Genomic DNA, 15,316 nt, shown 5'->3' with positions numbered 1-15,316 from the left:
TTTTCCGATCTTTCTACAATCATATTTATTATAGCCTCTAATCGAACCCTCGCACAGAATGTTTGGCGAAAAAAACGAAAGGACCGCGGCACCCTTTAGTTGCGGCACAACGCGATCCATTTCAAGGTAGGTTGAAATGTATGTAGGAGAACTTACTTCTTAGCTTCCTTCTCTTTATCTTTTTTCTTCTTTGCTTCGTCCTCTTGCCAGCCCTTGTCCAGGCCATCCTGCAGCTGCTTCTGGATATTGGCAATGGTCTGCTCCATCGACTGTTTATTATCTAAGAACTGTTTCGTTTGCTCATCAATAACAGTATTCTGCGTCATATAGAAACTATTCGGCATGGGATACTCTTTGGAATTGTAGGATGTAAATTTCGGTGTAAGCAGATAGAATGCGGATAGATCATGATTCTCTTTGTCTTTGATAAACTCTTTGCGCGTCGGCAAACTTCCCGACATTTGCCTCGATTGCATACGTGCCATTTCCGGACCGTTAACAAATTTCACGAACTCCCATGCGGCGCGTGTGTTTGCTGATTTTGCATTCACACTCATAATGTCGTTTAAATACATATTGTCTGTCATATTCGGCTCCGCAGGATTGACGGGTGCCGTGACGACGCCCCATTGGAACGGTTTGAAATCCTTGATCTGGTCCTTCGCACGACTGATTTCATTCATATACCATGAGCTGCTGACGGTCATCGCAGCTCGCCCGACCGTAAAAGGATTACGGGACATATAGCTTTCCATCGTATCGCCCGACTGCGGCATATCTCTATTTTCCTGATATATCGCCCCAGATTTTAACGCATTCGTAGCAAGCTGATAGACCTTGCGCCAGCTCTCTGCTTCGAACTGAACTTTCTTGCCTTCTTTGTCTACCCAGCGAAGATTCTCCGTTCGGCCCAAGTTCATGACGAGATCAGATGCTCCACCCATCCCTTGCATTTTAAGACCATAGATTCGATCTTTATCAGACCCACTCGTTGGAAAACGCTGTGCTAATTGCAGCACCTGATCCCACGTCATTTGATTCTTCGGCAGTTCTACGCCATTCTTCTGGAACAAATCTGCATTATAATAGAGGACTTGCGCTCCAAAGGTCGCAGTAAGCCCATACGTTTTGCCGCCTCCCTTATCTTTGAGCATTTGCATGACAGATGGAAGGAAGCTCTCCGTATCGAACTTCTCTTGCTTCATAATGGTATCGAGCTCGTATAATTTCCCTTCACTCGCAAGCTTCTCATACTGATCTGGCTGAAGCATCAATATATCCGGCTGATTCTCCTCGATGAACTTGTACATGGCCTCTTGATAGTCCTCATACGAATTCTCCATTTCTTGTTGTAACTTCGCGGTCGAGATGACCTCGAATTCAACATTCGGATACTTCATGGTGAAGTAATTACCATATTCCCGATAAAAATATTCCTCTTCCCAGAATAATACCTTCAACTTCACATTCTGCTTTGCATCCAGCGGTTCAAGTGCAAGCTTTTCCGAACAAGCGGACAATAATAGGGTCAATGCTAGAAGACTGACCAGCAGCAAGCTAAACGTTTTACGCATCATTAACTTCCCTTCTTCTCTATTAGCTGACAAATTAACCGTTTAAGTATGTACGTGTATGGCTCTTTACTTCTTAGCTTCCTTCTCTTTATCTTTTTTCTTCTTTGCTTCGTCCTCTTGCCAACCCTTGTCCAGGCCATCCTGCAGCTGCTTCTGGATATTTGCCAGGGTCTGCTCTGCCGACTGCTTATTATCAAGGAATAGATTGGACTGTGTCTCTAGAACTTGATTTTGCATCATATAGAAATTGCTTGGCACCTGATACTCTTTCGAATTATAGGATGTAAATTTCGGCGTAAGCATGTAGAAGGCTGAGAGATCATGATTCTCTTTATCTTTGATGAAATCCTTGCGCGTCGGCAGGTTTCCGCTCATCTGTCTTGATTGCATGCGGGCCATATCTGGACCATTAATGAATTTTACAAATTCCCAGGCAGCGCGCGTGTTCGTCGACTTCGCATTAACTGCCATGATCTCACTTAGATACATGTTATCCGTCACATTCGGATCTGAAGGGCTGACAGGCGCCGTCACAACTCCCCACTCAAAAGGCTTGTAATCCTTTATTTGATCTTTCGCTTGGCGAAGCTGATTAGTATACCAAGAACCGCTCATCGTCATCGCTGCTTTTCCCATCGTGAACGGATTCCGCGCATAGTAGCTCTCCATCGTCTGCGCTTGATTATCTTGCGGTTTCTCACGGTAGATCGCCCCGGACTTCATGCCTTGCGCCACCAAGTTGAAGGCCTTCTTCCAACTCTCCGATTCTAACTGAATCTTCTTACCTGATTTATCAACCCATCGTAAGTTCTCTGTTGATCCCACATTCATAAACAGGTTGGAGAACCCGCCATATTCCATGCCCAAGCCATAAATGCGGTCTTTTTCCGCCCCGCTGGTCGGGAACCGCTGCGCCAATTGAAAGAGCTCTTCCCATGTCATCTGATTCTTCGGCAGTTCTACCCCATTCTTCTGGAATAGATTAACGTTGTAAAAGATAACTTGTGCGCCAAAGGTTGGAGCTAAACCGTAGATTTTGCCGCCGCCCTTATCTTTGAGCATCTGCATCACGGCCGGAATGATATTCTCCGTATCGAACTTCTCTTGCTTGATAATCGTGTCCAGCTCATACAACTTGCCTTCGCTTGCGAATTTCTCATACTGGTCCGGTTGCAGCATCAAAATATCCGGCTGATTCTTCTCAATGAACTTATTCATCGCTTCTTGATAGTCCTCGCCTGATTCAGATACTTCTTTCTGCAATTGATTCTGGGAGATGACTTCAAATTCAACATTCGGATATTTCATCGTAAAATAATTGCCGTATTCCTGATAGAAATAATTCTCTTCCCAGAAAATAACCTTCAACTTCACATTCTGCTCTGCATCTAACGGTTCAAGTGCAGCCTTCTCCCCAGAGCATGCCGCCAATAATAGGGCCATCGTCAGAAGACTGACTAGCAGCAAACTATACGTTTTGCGCATCATTAACTTCCTTTCTTCTCTATGAACTGACAAGATTATCCTAATTATATACGAATAATAGGTAAATTTGCCTTACATTTCCTAAAGATTAGATTAGTTTTTCTTAAAGATTCTTAAAAAACGGCATAGAAAAAAAGCAGTCCCATGAAGGACTGCTTCTATCAAATCGGCTCAATATGAATATGAACATGCTGAATGTTATGCTTCTCTAGCATTTGCCGTTCGATTCGTTCCGTAATCTCATGACTCTCCGTTACATTCAGATCATTATCGACCTGTACCGTAGCATCGACTAGAACTTGATTACCGAGCAGACGCGCACGGATGTCTTTCAACTGCTCCACGCCCGGTGTCGTGATGATCGTCTCTTTGAGCTGCTCCAGCTCCTGTTCGTCGAAACCGTCTGTCAAGGAATGCGCCGTGCCGCGGAAAATCGACCACGCGGTCTTGCAGATAATCAATCCGACCACAATTGCCGCTGCCACATCCAGCCATGGCAAGCCAAGGTTCGTGCCGACGATCCCGACGAATGCACCAATGCCGACCAAGGCATCCGACCGATTGTCTTGCGCTGCTGCCTTCAAAGCTTCGCTGTTTACTTTGTTCGCAAGTCGAAGATTCGAGCGGTATACCACATACATCACAGCCGCACACCCTAGCGCTGTCCATGCGGTAAGCATATTCGGCATCTGACTGCTTCCTGTTGCCAACTTGGTAATCCCTTGATACAGCACCTGAAGCCCTACAGCCATCATGATAAACGAGGCAACTAATGCGGAGAGCGTCTCCGCACGGAAGTGCCCGTAGGGATGATCCTCATCCGGCGGCTTGCGGGAAATCCGTAATCCGATTAATAACGCGATCGATGCGACAATATCGGTACTATTATTTAATCCATCCGCTAGCAGCGCCTCCGAATAGAATAACCATCCAGTAATCAGCTTTACCGCGGCGAGACCCAGATAAGCAATGATACTCGTCCAAGCCCCGCGCTCTCCTTGTTGTAAATCTCGATATGCTTCTGTCACGGGTAACCCTCCACGTCTTCATCAATTCCGATAGAACTATCGTAACGGATGAAACCCGTGTGGGTCTAGAGAAACAGTGTTGGGTTGTGACTATTAACATTGACGGGGTCAAAGAAGTTGGGCGAGGGAAATATGACGAGCCTTTGTGGGGTGGGGGAACGGGAGAATGAGCTATTGCCATTTGAAGACGTATGGGCAGCCGGGGTATCCGATTTCGCCGCTGTTGAATACCGGGAAACTTTGATTGGACTATAGTAGATGTTTCCCGGTATTCAAAGGCGTACGCTTCGCTCTGCATCGGATACCCCCTTACCCTCCGTAATAGCAATATGCAGTGATTTCCCCCACCCCAAGAAGGCGTAGGTCATATTTAGAGAGGGAGCAGGAGGAGAAAGAAGAAACCGATCAAATGAACGTCTGCTGCAATGACGCCCCGCCGTCCATCGTATAACACGCGCCGTTCACATAGGCACCATCGGGAGAGAGCAAGAACGCTGCGAGGCCCGCGATTTCCTCCGGCGTGCCGAAGCGCCCCACCGGGATGCGATGCTTGAGCTGTTCCCCTGCCTCCACGCTCGAGACCAGACGCTCTGCACCGCCTGTGCGCTCGATCATGCCGGGTGCGATTGCATTCACGCGGATGCCATAGGCCCGGCCCCATTCCACGGCGAGCGTCCGGGTCATGGCGAGCACGCCTGCCTTCGCGCAGGCGGAATGAATGACGCCCGGTCCGGCATCCCAAGCATAGGTCGCTACCATATTCAAGATAGAGCCTGCGGTTCCAGTTGCAATCCAGTGCTTGCCAACTGCCTGGCTGCAATAGAAGGTGCCGTTCAGCACAATCTGAATGACGGCATTCCAGCCATTGACGCTAAGCGATTCTGCGGGACAGAGAAAGTTGCCTGCTGCATTATTTACTAATGCATCGATCTGACCATAGACTTGCAGCGTCTCCTGCACCATCCGCACCGCATCTTCAGGCTGCCTGACATCCATCGTTACCGGATGAACGCGCCCCTGCCCATCACTGAACGTCGCTATTTCGCGCTGCGCAATTTCTAGCTTCTCCGGCGTACGTCCTGTAATGACAACCAAAGCCCCTAATTGTACGAATCGAGCAGCCATTGCTTTGCCCATACCGCTCGATCCGCCTGTGACGATCACGACCTTCCCGTTCACTCCATCGCCCCCTTGAACGAAATAACTTCAAGAAAAAGGCTGCCGAAACGTCCGTTCGACAGCCTTTCCATGTATTATATGAGCTTCACGAGCGCATCATGTCAGTTCGCGTGCAACCTCTGTTGGACGCGGTGCGTATGAATCTTGAAGCACAGCCCGTCCTAAAATCAGACCCAATAGGAGCATCATGAAGCCCACCAAGGTCGAGAGTCCATACGATTGCATCCACGCCGGCATTTCTCGCAGCATCTCATAGAGCCATCCACCCAAGATCGGACCTAGGAAGGCGGCGAAGCCCGTTAATGCAGAATAGACGGCGATGAACATCGGACGCTCGCTTTTGGGCGTATCCCCAATAATGAAGTTGAAGGATAACTGGTTGAATCCCCCAATCCCGATCCCGAGTAGCGCATGAATCGCGATCAGAACCGCAACAGCCGGAAATACAGAGATGAGGCTCCACAGCATACAAGCCGAAGCAATGATAGGTAGCGTGCAATAAAGCAACCTTTTGTTGCTATATTTCATATTCAGATTGCCCCATATGTAGAAGCTGATCATCATGAAGGCCGTCTGAACGACCGTAATGATGGAGATCCAATTGTAGCTGATATGCAGAATATGCAGCATCACATACGAGAACAGCGGCACAATAATGCCTTGTAGGAACAGCCACAATGAAATGAACATCGCGGCGCGCAGGAACGCCCGATCCTGGAATGGCTTCTTCAGCATGGGCAGAAACTCAGACTCCGTCGACTTGGCGAGCGGAATTTTGGGATAATTGGCAAAAGCAATAATATTGAGCACCGTACAAATCCCGATTGCGATGAACAATATATTGAAGCCTTGCTGCCCCGGGAACCGATCCAACGCCTGTCCCCCGATGAACAACACCAAGCTGCCTAGTGCATTCAGCATTGTGTTCCGAATGCCCATGTACCGCCCACGTATCCCAGCCGGCACCATATCACCGACGAGCGACGTCCAGACGAGACCCGAAATCGCATTCCCAAGGAATGCAATCGAATACATCGTAAGAAACACGGGAATCCAGTAATCGCTAGGAAAAATAAACGGGATCAATCCCGTTGCCGCCCAGCCAATCCGGTGGATCGCACTGAACGTGACGAGCACCCAATAGCGGTTCGTAATCCGCTGCATCCAGTAAGCGACAAACACTTGAACCACATTGACGATGCTCGCCATCGAGAGCACAAGCCCGATCTGCTGAGACGTTGCACCGAGGTGCAGCAAATACCCTGTTAGGAAAGGTCCTCCTAACAGGGTCAACATAATGATCGCTGGAACGCCTTCCAACGTTAACACCCATAGATTTTTTCGATAATCTGAGAACGATCTTGCATTACGCTTCATGCGTAAGGATTTCATGAGGGTTCAGCACTCCTTGTTAGTCAATACATTCATGATGATTGTGATTACCCCTTCATTCTATGGTCTATAGTGGATAAGGTCGATGCGCTGAAATGATCAAATAACGATTATTTCCGCTTCGTTTGCGCATATGCAGTGATATATTGGGCCGCTTTCGCAGCTATGGTCGAATAATCGCCTGTTTTCACCGCTTCATTCGTTAGATCAGATCCGATGCCGACAGCGACCGCACCCGCTTCAATCCACTCTCCCAAATTATCCAGCGATACCCCGCCCGTTGGCATGACATTCGCTTGAGGAAGCGGTCCTTTGATCGCTTTGATCATCGATGGCGAATAGAGGTTACCCGGGAATAATTTCACCACATCTGCACCTAATTCGAGCGCTGTCTGGATCTCCTGAATCGTCATCACACCAGGCATCATCGGCACACGATAACGATTGCACAACTTGATCGTCTCACTATTCAGACAAGGCGCAACGACGAACTCGGCTCCTGCCAGAATGGTTGCACGCGCCGTCTCTGGATCCAATACCGTGCCAGAGCCGATCACCGCATAATTGTCTGCAGAGGGATCCGCGCTTGAATAACGTTTCGCTAATGTCTCAATGGCTTGCAATGCGAAGGGAACAGTCATCGTAATTTCGATGATCTTGATTCCTCCTTTGATAGCTTGTTCAGCCATGCTTACGACTTCCTTCGGTGAATTCCCACGCAGTACCGCAACGACACCACCGTCTACCATTTGTTGCACCAATCTCAGTTTTTTCATCATTTAGCCTCCTAGCGTTCAATATGCTGAATGTTATGCAAGACGGCATTGGCCTCTTCCGCCGTCGGAAGCGCCTCCCAGTCGCCTTCCATCTGAATTACCATCGAGCCGATTAGATTTCCAAGACGTACTGCTTCTAGTAAGGAATCTCCGCGTACAATACCCGCAATAAACCCTGCACAGAATCCATCGCCAGCACCTACCGTATCTACGATGTGTGGTGCGCGGAAATAGGGAATCGAGTGCACTTCACCCGCTTCGAGCAGGTATGTACAATCTTCGCCGCCTTTCACCACCGTAACACCTGGCAACGCTTTCAGCCTTGCGATAATGGTATCGAAATCTTCCGTCTGGTATAGCAGCTTCAATTCGTCTAGACCTGGTAAGAAATAATCGGCCTGCTCTGCAAGCTCCAGCAGAACCGGTCTCGCTTCGTCAATGCTCCATAACTTCAACCGCAAATTCGGGTCAAAGCAAATCTTAACCCCTTGCGCCTTCGCAATTCGAATCGCTTCTCTCAGCGTATCACGGCACGACTCGCTTAACGCAGCGGTAATCCCGGTAATGTGTAGGATTCGTGCTTGTCCCACATAGGCTGGATCCAAATTCGCAGGCGTCATCCGGCTAGCAGCCGAATCCCGGCGGTAGTAATAGACCGACGATTTACCCGCTACGACCTCACGGAACATGAGTCCCGTTGCTGCACGGTCGGAGAAATGAACGCGCGATACATCGACACCTTCACTACGAAGCGTCTTCGCAATGATTTTGCCGAACGGATCGGCTCCTAAGCTGCCGCACCATCCCACCTTGTGACCCAGCCGAGCAAGACCAATAGCAACATTGCTCTCCGCTCCGCCGAACAGACGCTCGAATTGGTTCGAATACGCGATTCCTTTCGTCCCGGTAGGCATGAATAAAGCCATCGATTCCCCGAATGTAACGACGTCGAGTGATCTTTCATTTCGTTCCATATGGACACCTCATCTTCGATCAGTTCATGTCTAGCTAGAATACTGCCTTATAGTATAGCTTACTAGAGTCGATACTTCTATGATGGATTTTCATAACTTTTTGACATATATTCGCCTTTTTCTTTGTTATCGTCTTCCCCTATACCTCAAAGAAGCCCCCGGGCTCCACATGTGTTCGTGGAATCCAAAGGCTTCTGTTCAATGCGTATTCGTTCTCTTAAGGCTTGGATGTCGTATTCTCTTCTCTGCGCAGATAGGCAACGTAATAGAAACCAGCGACAAAGATCATCCCGCCGACCAAATTGCCGAGCCACACAGGCACGAAGTTCCCAAAATAATCTGCCCATGTATAGTGACCCGCGAAGATCGCTGCTGGAATGACGAACATATTGGCCACGACGTGCTGGAATCCAATCGCGACGAAAGCCATCGTCGGGAACCAAATCCCTAATATTTTGCCGCCAAAGCTCTTCGCACCGTATGACATCCACACAGCGAGTGCAACAAGCCAGTTACACCCAATCCCAGAGACGAATGCTTGGAGGAACGTCGCTTCGATCTTATGACCCGCAATACTCACGGTTGCTTCTAAATAAGGTCCGCTCTCCGTTAAACCAACGACATGCCCGAAAGCATACGCAATAAAGATCGCACCAACGAAGTTCGTTAGCGTAATAAGAATTAAATTCCGGATCATTGCTCCGGCGGAAATGCGGCGTTTGAACCAAGCGAGCGGCACAGCCATCATATTGCCCGTTAATAACTCTCCCCCGGCTAATAACACCAAGATCAGACCAACGGGGAACACACTGCCGCCGATGAATGAAGTAAAGCTACCCCATGCCGGAGGCGCACTCGCAATGACGCGTATATAGAGCAAATATCCGATAGCAATAAAGGCTCCACCGAGAAAACCAAGCGTTAGCACGGCTAACATTGGATTATTTGCTTTTTTCACCCCGGTATCGACAGTCATTTCAGCAATTTCATTCGGTTTGTAATAAGACATCGATCAAGGCCTCCTCGATAATATTATTTAAAATTTTGGCCTTTTTCATTGTACCTCTGTCGATCCTTTGAGAAAGTTATAAAAATCACAATGTAGGGACGGCAACAATTTCTAGCATTTATACCCTTGAACCGTCTTTCCGGATTGCTAAGCGTCACCTTGGGTAGTATCGCCCAATGCCCTTTAGTATCTTCGAACACTTTACCAGCATTCGGCTTCAAGCGGAAGGCATCCATCACGATTTTCGTAAATTCCGTGCGTGTAATTCGCATCCGGTTTGAAGGTCCATCCGTACCCCTTCCATCAGGTTTTGGGATTAGTGTGTTGTGATTCCAGGCGCATTATGCGAAAGCAAAGCGCGACTGCTCTTCCCTTCTTTTCCCTCCCCGCGCATGCGGCGTTTTTTATTTATTTTATATGTTCACCGTATTCAGGGAGGATGGGGTATCTCTTGGAGGAGTTTACGTTCGCTCTTTGGCAGTCCTTTGCATCCCCCTAGTCAAATCAAAAGCAAAGGACGGACAAGAAGCGACCGGAAAGAGATACCCCACCCCCACCCTTTGGTGAACTTTTCTCTGCTTCGAAGCACAAAAAAACGCCGCATGTTCAGCTCCCCTGAACATGCGGCGTCTCCCCTATTCTTCCTTAATCTTAAAGCCTCGCGCGATATATAAAGCCGGCGTCGAAGCGACAGATATAATAAATTTAAGCACATATGTCGTAATGAAAATATCGAACCATACATCCCAAGAATAGCCCTTAACCCCAGCGAACGCAATCGTACAAAATACCGCGGAGTCGACCAATTGGCTGATTCCCGTACTACCGTTACTGCGTATCCAGAGCTGATTCGGCTTAGGAAATACTTTTTTCAAGAATGTATAAATGCGAACATCCAAGAACTGACTAACAAAATATGCAGATAAACTTCCGAGCGCCAATCTTGGCATCATCCCGAAAATAAGCTCCATGGCAGCTTGCGCTTCCATACCGGACTCATGCGGCTTGAACTGCAAGGCCATCTGCATCATAATCGTCGTCGTAATTAATGTGAAGAACCCGAACCACACGGCTTTCTTCGCTTCCTTCTCGCCATATTTCTCATTCAGCAAGTCGCTCGTCAAGTAAATCGTGCCGTAAATCGTATTCCCGAGTGTCATAACAAAGCCGAACATCTCGATATTTTTCGTCACTTGAATATTGGCGATGACCGTGGCAACCCCGACCCAAGCGTACAGCCCTTTTTTACCGAAAAATCGATAACAGATTAGAAATAGTGCGAAATTAACCAGGGCAAAACAGACCCCGAAACCCAAATTAAACAATTGTCTCTCCTCCTAGTTTTGATAACGCGGGATGGTTACGAACCGCGGCTTTGGGACTCATTTTTTTCCAAAGCACATACCACTATATCACAGACTTCCAAGTGCTGACTAGCCTTGCGAACTTCGTTAAATTAATCCAACGCTTTGCCTTTCGTCTCTGGTACGAACAAGAGCATGAAGAGTAGACCGATCGGATAGATGCAGAAGATCAAGGACATCGCACCCATGATATTCCCCCCGATTGCAATTGCACCAATCACCGTTGGCCCGAAGCCTGCAAGACCACGTCCTGTACCAAAAATAAAGTTCTCCGCCGTCGAACGCGCCTCTGATGGATAATGTTCTGCCAGAATCGCACCGAAACCGCCCATCATCCCGTTCGCGAAGAAACCAAGCAGCGCACTTCCCCATAACAAGGAGGTAGCATCGTTAAGGACGAAGAAGTAAATAATGCAATAGATCGTTCCACCAATATAATAGATGGTGAAAGTCTTGCGGCGACCAATGCGATCCGCTAGGATACCGAATACCCCGATCCCAATCAACATCCCAATCGTCGAAATAAACATCCAACCGCTCGCCTTCGCGAGGGTAAATCCGTACTTCTCAGACAATACAGTCGGCATCCAAGTAAAGATCCCATAGTAGCCGAAGTTCTGAACAAAGGACATGACAATAAGGCCGATCGTTGTCATCGTCAGCTTTTTATTCGCGAAAAGCTTGCGCAATGGGAACTTCTTCATCCCGTTCAATTCCACTTGCTCTTCAGGAAGAATCGTCCCTTCACGTTCTTTTTGAAGTAATAATTTTTTACGGTTTTGCTTCGCTTCCCACATTTTCGGTTCACTGAGGCTCTTACGCACGAAGATCGCGAGCAATGCAGGAATCAATCCGAACAAGAACACTGCACGCCAGCCGAAATGCGGCACGATTAATGCAGGTAGAAAGGAAGCGCACAATACGCCAAGCTGCCAACCAAATGCGACGCCTGATGTTGCGCGAGCACGCATTTTCTTGGACCATGTCTCTGTTACGATGGCCATCCCAATACCGAATTCCCCACCGACACCCATACCAACGAAAAATCTCAGTGTGAGTAAATGCCAATAGTCATTCGCGAAATAGATGAGCGCTGTTGCGACCGAGAACAATAGAATGGTCAACGACAACATCTTAATCCGTCCAAATAGATCCGCTAGGAAACCGAACAAGTATGAACCAACCAGCATCCCGATCGTCGTTGCTAATGTCAAATTCCCGGCTTGCACCGTTGTTAGCGAGAAATCTTTAATAATAAATACAAGTACAAATGAGAGAAGCAGCATATCGAGCCCTTCTGCCGCATACCCAAGGATGGAACCTGCGAGTGTCTTAATTCGCTGTCCTCGCGTCTCGGTTGGTTCACCTTCAAGACTATTCTGACTTACTACGTTGTTCATAAGATCCCCCTGTAATCTCTTGCCTTATTTTCTGAAATAATCAGATTTTTGCACAAAACTACAAATATTTAACCACAAATGATTGCATATAACAACTGGATTTATATGACAAATGCAATTCTGTATGCGCGCAAAAAAAAGGGCAGGAGCATTCGATTCAACGAAGCCCCTTACCCTTTATTCTCTTAAATTATTGTGCTTGTAATCCCGCTGTATTCAAGAAATTCCACGGCTTATTGTAATGCGGCTGGAAGAAGAAGTCCACAAATCCGAGTTGATCCACCGTCATCTGATTCTGGATACACACCGAGATGGTGTTCACCGATTGGGTTAGATCCGCCTTCGAGATCAGCTGTGCTCCGATAATGCGGCGTGTCTTCGCATCGTAGACGACTTTAAGCGTTACATCCTCATACGTTGGCATGAATTCAGGACGATCATGTTCTTTGATTGTAACACTTTTCACATTCATCCCCATGTCGAGAGCCGCCGTCTCCGTTAAGCCTGTTGTTGCAATGTTCTCTTCGTAGATTTTGATTCCCGACGTACCTTGCGTTCCCATATAGGCAATCTTCGGCTCTACCAAGTTGCGAGCGACGAGCGTTCCCATCCGTACAGCATTTGTTGCGAGTGGAATATAAGCATGCTGACCCGTTGGATTGTAGACAATCGCACAGCTATCGCCTGCGGCGTAGACATCTGGCTGACTCGTACGCATATACGCATCCACGATGATCGCACCGTTATCCATCATCTTGAGCTGTCCTTTGAAGAGTTCCGTATTCGGTCTGAAGCCAATGCACAAGATGACGAGATCTGCTTCGTATTCACCTTTCGTTGTCACGACCTTCGTCACTTTGCCCGCTTCGCCTTCGAACCGTGTGACCGTCTGTCCTAGTGCGAGCTCAATGCCGTGCGACTTCAACGTCTCTTCCGTCTGTGCCGTGAACTCAGGGTCTAGATATTTGCTAAGCACACGCTCGGTGCTGTCAATCAAGGTCACTTGTTTGCCGTTCATCTCGAATGCTTCCACAAGTTCAATTCCGATGTATCCTGCACCGACGACGACAATGCGTTCTGCTTGTTTTGCTTTTTCAATAATCGTATTCGAATGGTTGAAGTTCTTCGAGAGTACGATATTATCGAGCTGCCAGCCTTCAATCTTCGGTAGAATCGGCCACGAGCCTGTTGTAATGATCAACTTGTCGAACGTATCTTCCACTTCTTCGTTCGTCTCCAAATTCTGTGCACGAAGGATCTTGTTCTCGGTATCAACCGCGATCACATCATGACGCATCTTTGTCGTTACACCCAGCTCAGCCAGCTTCTCTGGCGAGGAGTAGAATAGTCCTTCCGCATCCTTCACAACGCCGCCGACATAAAGTGCAATCCCACACGATAAGAACGAGATATTATCATTTCTTTCATAAACAGTAATTTCTGCTTCTGGATACAAATTTGCTGCATTCATAATGGCTGCTGTTCCTGCGTGTGTACATCCGATAACTGCGATTTTCATAAATAACGCCTCCTCGATATGGTAACCTCTAATGGATAGTTCTTCATTTAATTTGTGAATAGATTCACATTTTATGGTGCGAGCAGTTCATGGTGACCCATCCTGACGTTCCATGACCTATTTGAAATCGTTCGTCTATCGATACTCATCCTAGATCGTGAAACTTTTCACTTCTGAGAGTGCACGATGTGATCACCTTGACTTCAATACTGCACGTTGCTTATATCTCATGGCTGTTACAATCAGAATCCCTTACCACAATCTCGTAAGATTTAATGTGACTTTTTTCACAACTTGTTGATGAACCAATCATATAGCACTTTCTCCAGAAAAACAAGAGGTATTTTATAACGTTCAAACTTTGTTCATTATTTCACATATCGAATGTGACGAACGCACTATCCATTTCACTTAAGGGCCCAAAATGAAGAAAATCCCCTCGAAAAATATAACGTAGTATGTTTGAGTTAACGATACTTTGCCATCATTAGCGGAGGACAAGTTGCACTTTGGCCCTAACGACATAGGATAAAATGCCAGGACTTATAGGCGATTGCCCCCTTGAAAGGATGAACCCCATGGATCCATTCTCTTTCCCCGTGCAACTGAAGACCGCTTCGATTAAATCCAAAAACGTAAAAATATATTACCCGCAAATCATTAACTTACCGAATTCCGTCGTTGAGAAACGAATGAACACAACGATTAAGAATCAAACCGAATCCCTTATCAAAATGCAAAACTTTGACCCAAACACGCCCCAATCTGACATGCAGGGCGGCTACGAGATCAAAACGAATGAAAGAGCTATTTTGAGCCTAACCCAAAGCAACTATGCATTCTATGACCACCAAGCCCATGGCATGACCTACCAGAAATCATTAACAGGCAATGTGAAGACCGGCAAGTTCTACAGCCTTGCTGAACTCTTCAAGCCAGGCAGTAACTATGTAGAGCGGCTGTCAGACATCATTTGCGTTCAAATCAAGGAACGTAAGATCGATTTGCTCGAACCGTTCACCAGCATTCGACCGGATCAAGACTATTATGTTGCGGATAAATCACTCGTCATATATTTCGAATTGTATGAAATTACACCGTATTATTATGGATTCCCGATGTTCCCCATCTCAGTCTACCAAATACAAGATATTATCAATGAGAATGGCCCTCTTGGCATCCTCTCTGCGAGTTAAGGAACACAGCGAACACCCCCAACCGATGACCGATTGGGGGTGTTCGCCATTCTTGAACGAAGCCGCAGCGACTAAGCTTCTTCCGATTCCTCCGCTGCTTCGTCTTCCGAATCTTCTTCTGATTCCTCATCCGCTTCCGCGTCCTCATCTGACGCCTCGGCATCTTCGTCCGATTCTTCCGATTCCTCAGCTTCCGCTTCGACGCTCTCCGCAGACACCTCTTCTTCTGCCACTTCCGTCTCAGCCTCTGCTTCTTCCTCGGCAGCCTCTTCTGCCTCGGATTCGGAAACCGCTTCCAATTCCTCGTTGAGTTCTTCTTGTAACATCCGAATCACCTCCTCTCTTGGTACTCTTACTATATGAAGGCGATTAGTAAATTAGAATACTTTGTCCCACTCTCCATTTCATTTTTTTTATACA

General features: G+C 47.4%; 13 protein-coding genes. 1 reads left to right on the top strand and 12 read right to left on the bottom strand.

Annotation, left to right across the window (positions count from 1 at the left end):
- Positions 1 to 152: 152 nt before the first annotated feature.
- The 11 genes from ACFQZR_RS07305 to ACFQZR_RS07255 all read right to left on the bottom strand — a co-directional run bounded on the left by ACFQZR_RS07305 (position 153) and on the right by ACFQZR_RS07255 (position 13,700).
- Positions 153 to 1,577, bottom strand: a complete 1,425-nt coding sequence (locus ACFQZR_RS07305) for an ABC transporter substrate-binding protein (RefSeq protein WP_379344376.1) — start codon at positions 1,575 to 1,577, stop codon at positions 153 to 155.
- A gap of 63 nt (positions 1,578 to 1,640) precedes the next feature.
- A complete protein-coding gene (locus tag ACFQZR_RS07300) occupies positions 1,641 to 3,062 on the bottom strand; it encodes an ABC transporter substrate-binding protein (protein ID WP_379344374.1) in 1,422 nt (473 codons plus the stop codon).
- 158 nt (positions 3,063 to 3,220) lie between these two features.
- On the bottom strand, positions 3,221 to 4,087 hold the full coding sequence (locus ACFQZR_RS07295; protein WP_379344372.1) for a cation diffusion facilitator family transporter: 867 nt from the start codon (positions 4,085 to 4,087) through the stop codon (positions 3,221 to 3,223).
- A gap of 405 nt (positions 4,088 to 4,492) precedes the next feature.
- Positions 4,493 to 5,266 (bottom strand): 2,4-dienoyl-CoA reductase, encoded by a 774-nt coding sequence (gene fadH, locus ACFQZR_RS07290; RefSeq protein WP_379344370.1) that lies wholly within the window; start codon positions 5,264 to 5,266, stop codon positions 4,493 to 4,495.
- Positions 5,267 to 5,362: 96 nt separating this feature from the next.
- On the bottom strand, positions 5,363 to 6,658 hold the full coding sequence (locus tag ACFQZR_RS07285) for an MFS transporter (RefSeq protein WP_379344368.1): 1,296 nt from the start codon (positions 6,656 to 6,658) through the stop codon (positions 5,363 to 5,365).
- 110 nt (positions 6,659 to 6,768) lie between these two features.
- Positions 6,769 to 7,434 carry a bifunctional 2-keto-4-hydroxyglutarate aldolase/2-keto-3-deoxy-6-phosphogluconate aldolase gene (locus tag ACFQZR_RS07280; RefSeq protein ID WP_379344928.1) on the bottom strand — a complete coding sequence of 222 codons (666 nt, stop codon included), beginning with the start codon at positions 7,432 to 7,434 and terminating at the stop codon, positions 6,769 to 6,771.
- Positions 7,435 to 7,445: 11 nt separating this feature from the next.
- Positions 7,446 to 8,408 (bottom strand): sugar kinase, encoded by a 963-nt coding sequence (locus tag ACFQZR_RS07275; RefSeq protein WP_379344366.1) that lies wholly within the window; start codon positions 8,406 to 8,408, stop codon positions 7,446 to 7,448.
- A gap of 217 nt (positions 8,409 to 8,625) precedes the next feature.
- Entirely contained in the window at positions 8,626 to 9,417 is a 792-nt protein-coding gene (locus tag ACFQZR_RS07270; protein ID WP_379344363.1) for a formate/nitrite transporter family protein, read from the bottom strand.
- 635 nt (positions 9,418 to 10,052) lie between these two features.
- Entirely contained in the window at positions 10,053 to 10,742 is a 690-nt protein-coding gene (locus tag ACFQZR_RS07265; protein WP_379344361.1) for a queuosine precursor transporter, read from the bottom strand.
- Between the two features lie 131 nt (positions 10,743 to 10,873).
- Positions 10,874 to 12,181 carry an MFS transporter gene (locus ACFQZR_RS07260; protein WP_379344359.1) on the bottom strand — a complete coding sequence of 436 codons (1,308 nt, stop codon included), beginning with the start codon at positions 12,179 to 12,181 and terminating at the stop codon, positions 10,874 to 10,876.
- Positions 12,182 to 12,371: 190 nt separating this feature from the next.
- Positions 12,372 to 13,700, bottom strand: a complete 1,329-nt coding sequence (locus ACFQZR_RS07255) for an FAD-dependent oxidoreductase (RefSeq protein ID WP_379344357.1) — start codon at positions 13,698 to 13,700, stop codon at positions 12,372 to 12,374.
- A gap of 578 nt (positions 13,701 to 14,278) precedes the next feature.
- Here ACFQZR_RS07255 and ACFQZR_RS07250 point away from each other — a divergent pair.
- On the top strand, positions 14,279 to 14,896 hold the full coding sequence (locus tag ACFQZR_RS07250) for a DUF3298 and DUF4163 domain-containing protein (protein WP_379344355.1): 618 nt from the start codon (positions 14,279 to 14,281) through the stop codon (positions 14,894 to 14,896).
- 71 nt (positions 14,897 to 14,967) lie between these two features.
- Here the strand turns inward: ACFQZR_RS07250 and ACFQZR_RS07245 are convergent, their stop codons facing one another.
- A complete protein-coding gene (locus ACFQZR_RS07245; protein WP_379344353.1) occupies positions 14,968 to 15,222 on the bottom strand; it encodes a hypothetical protein in 255 nt (84 codons plus the stop codon).
- Positions 15,223 to 15,316 lie beyond the last annotated feature (94 nt).

Source organism: Paenibacillus sp. GCM10027629 (assembly GCF_042676425.1).
Classification (GTDB): Bacteria; Bacillota; Bacilli; order Paenibacillales; family Paenibacillaceae; genus Paenibacillus_K; species Paenibacillus_K terrigena.
This window is presented reverse-complemented; position numbering and strand designations above follow the sequence as displayed.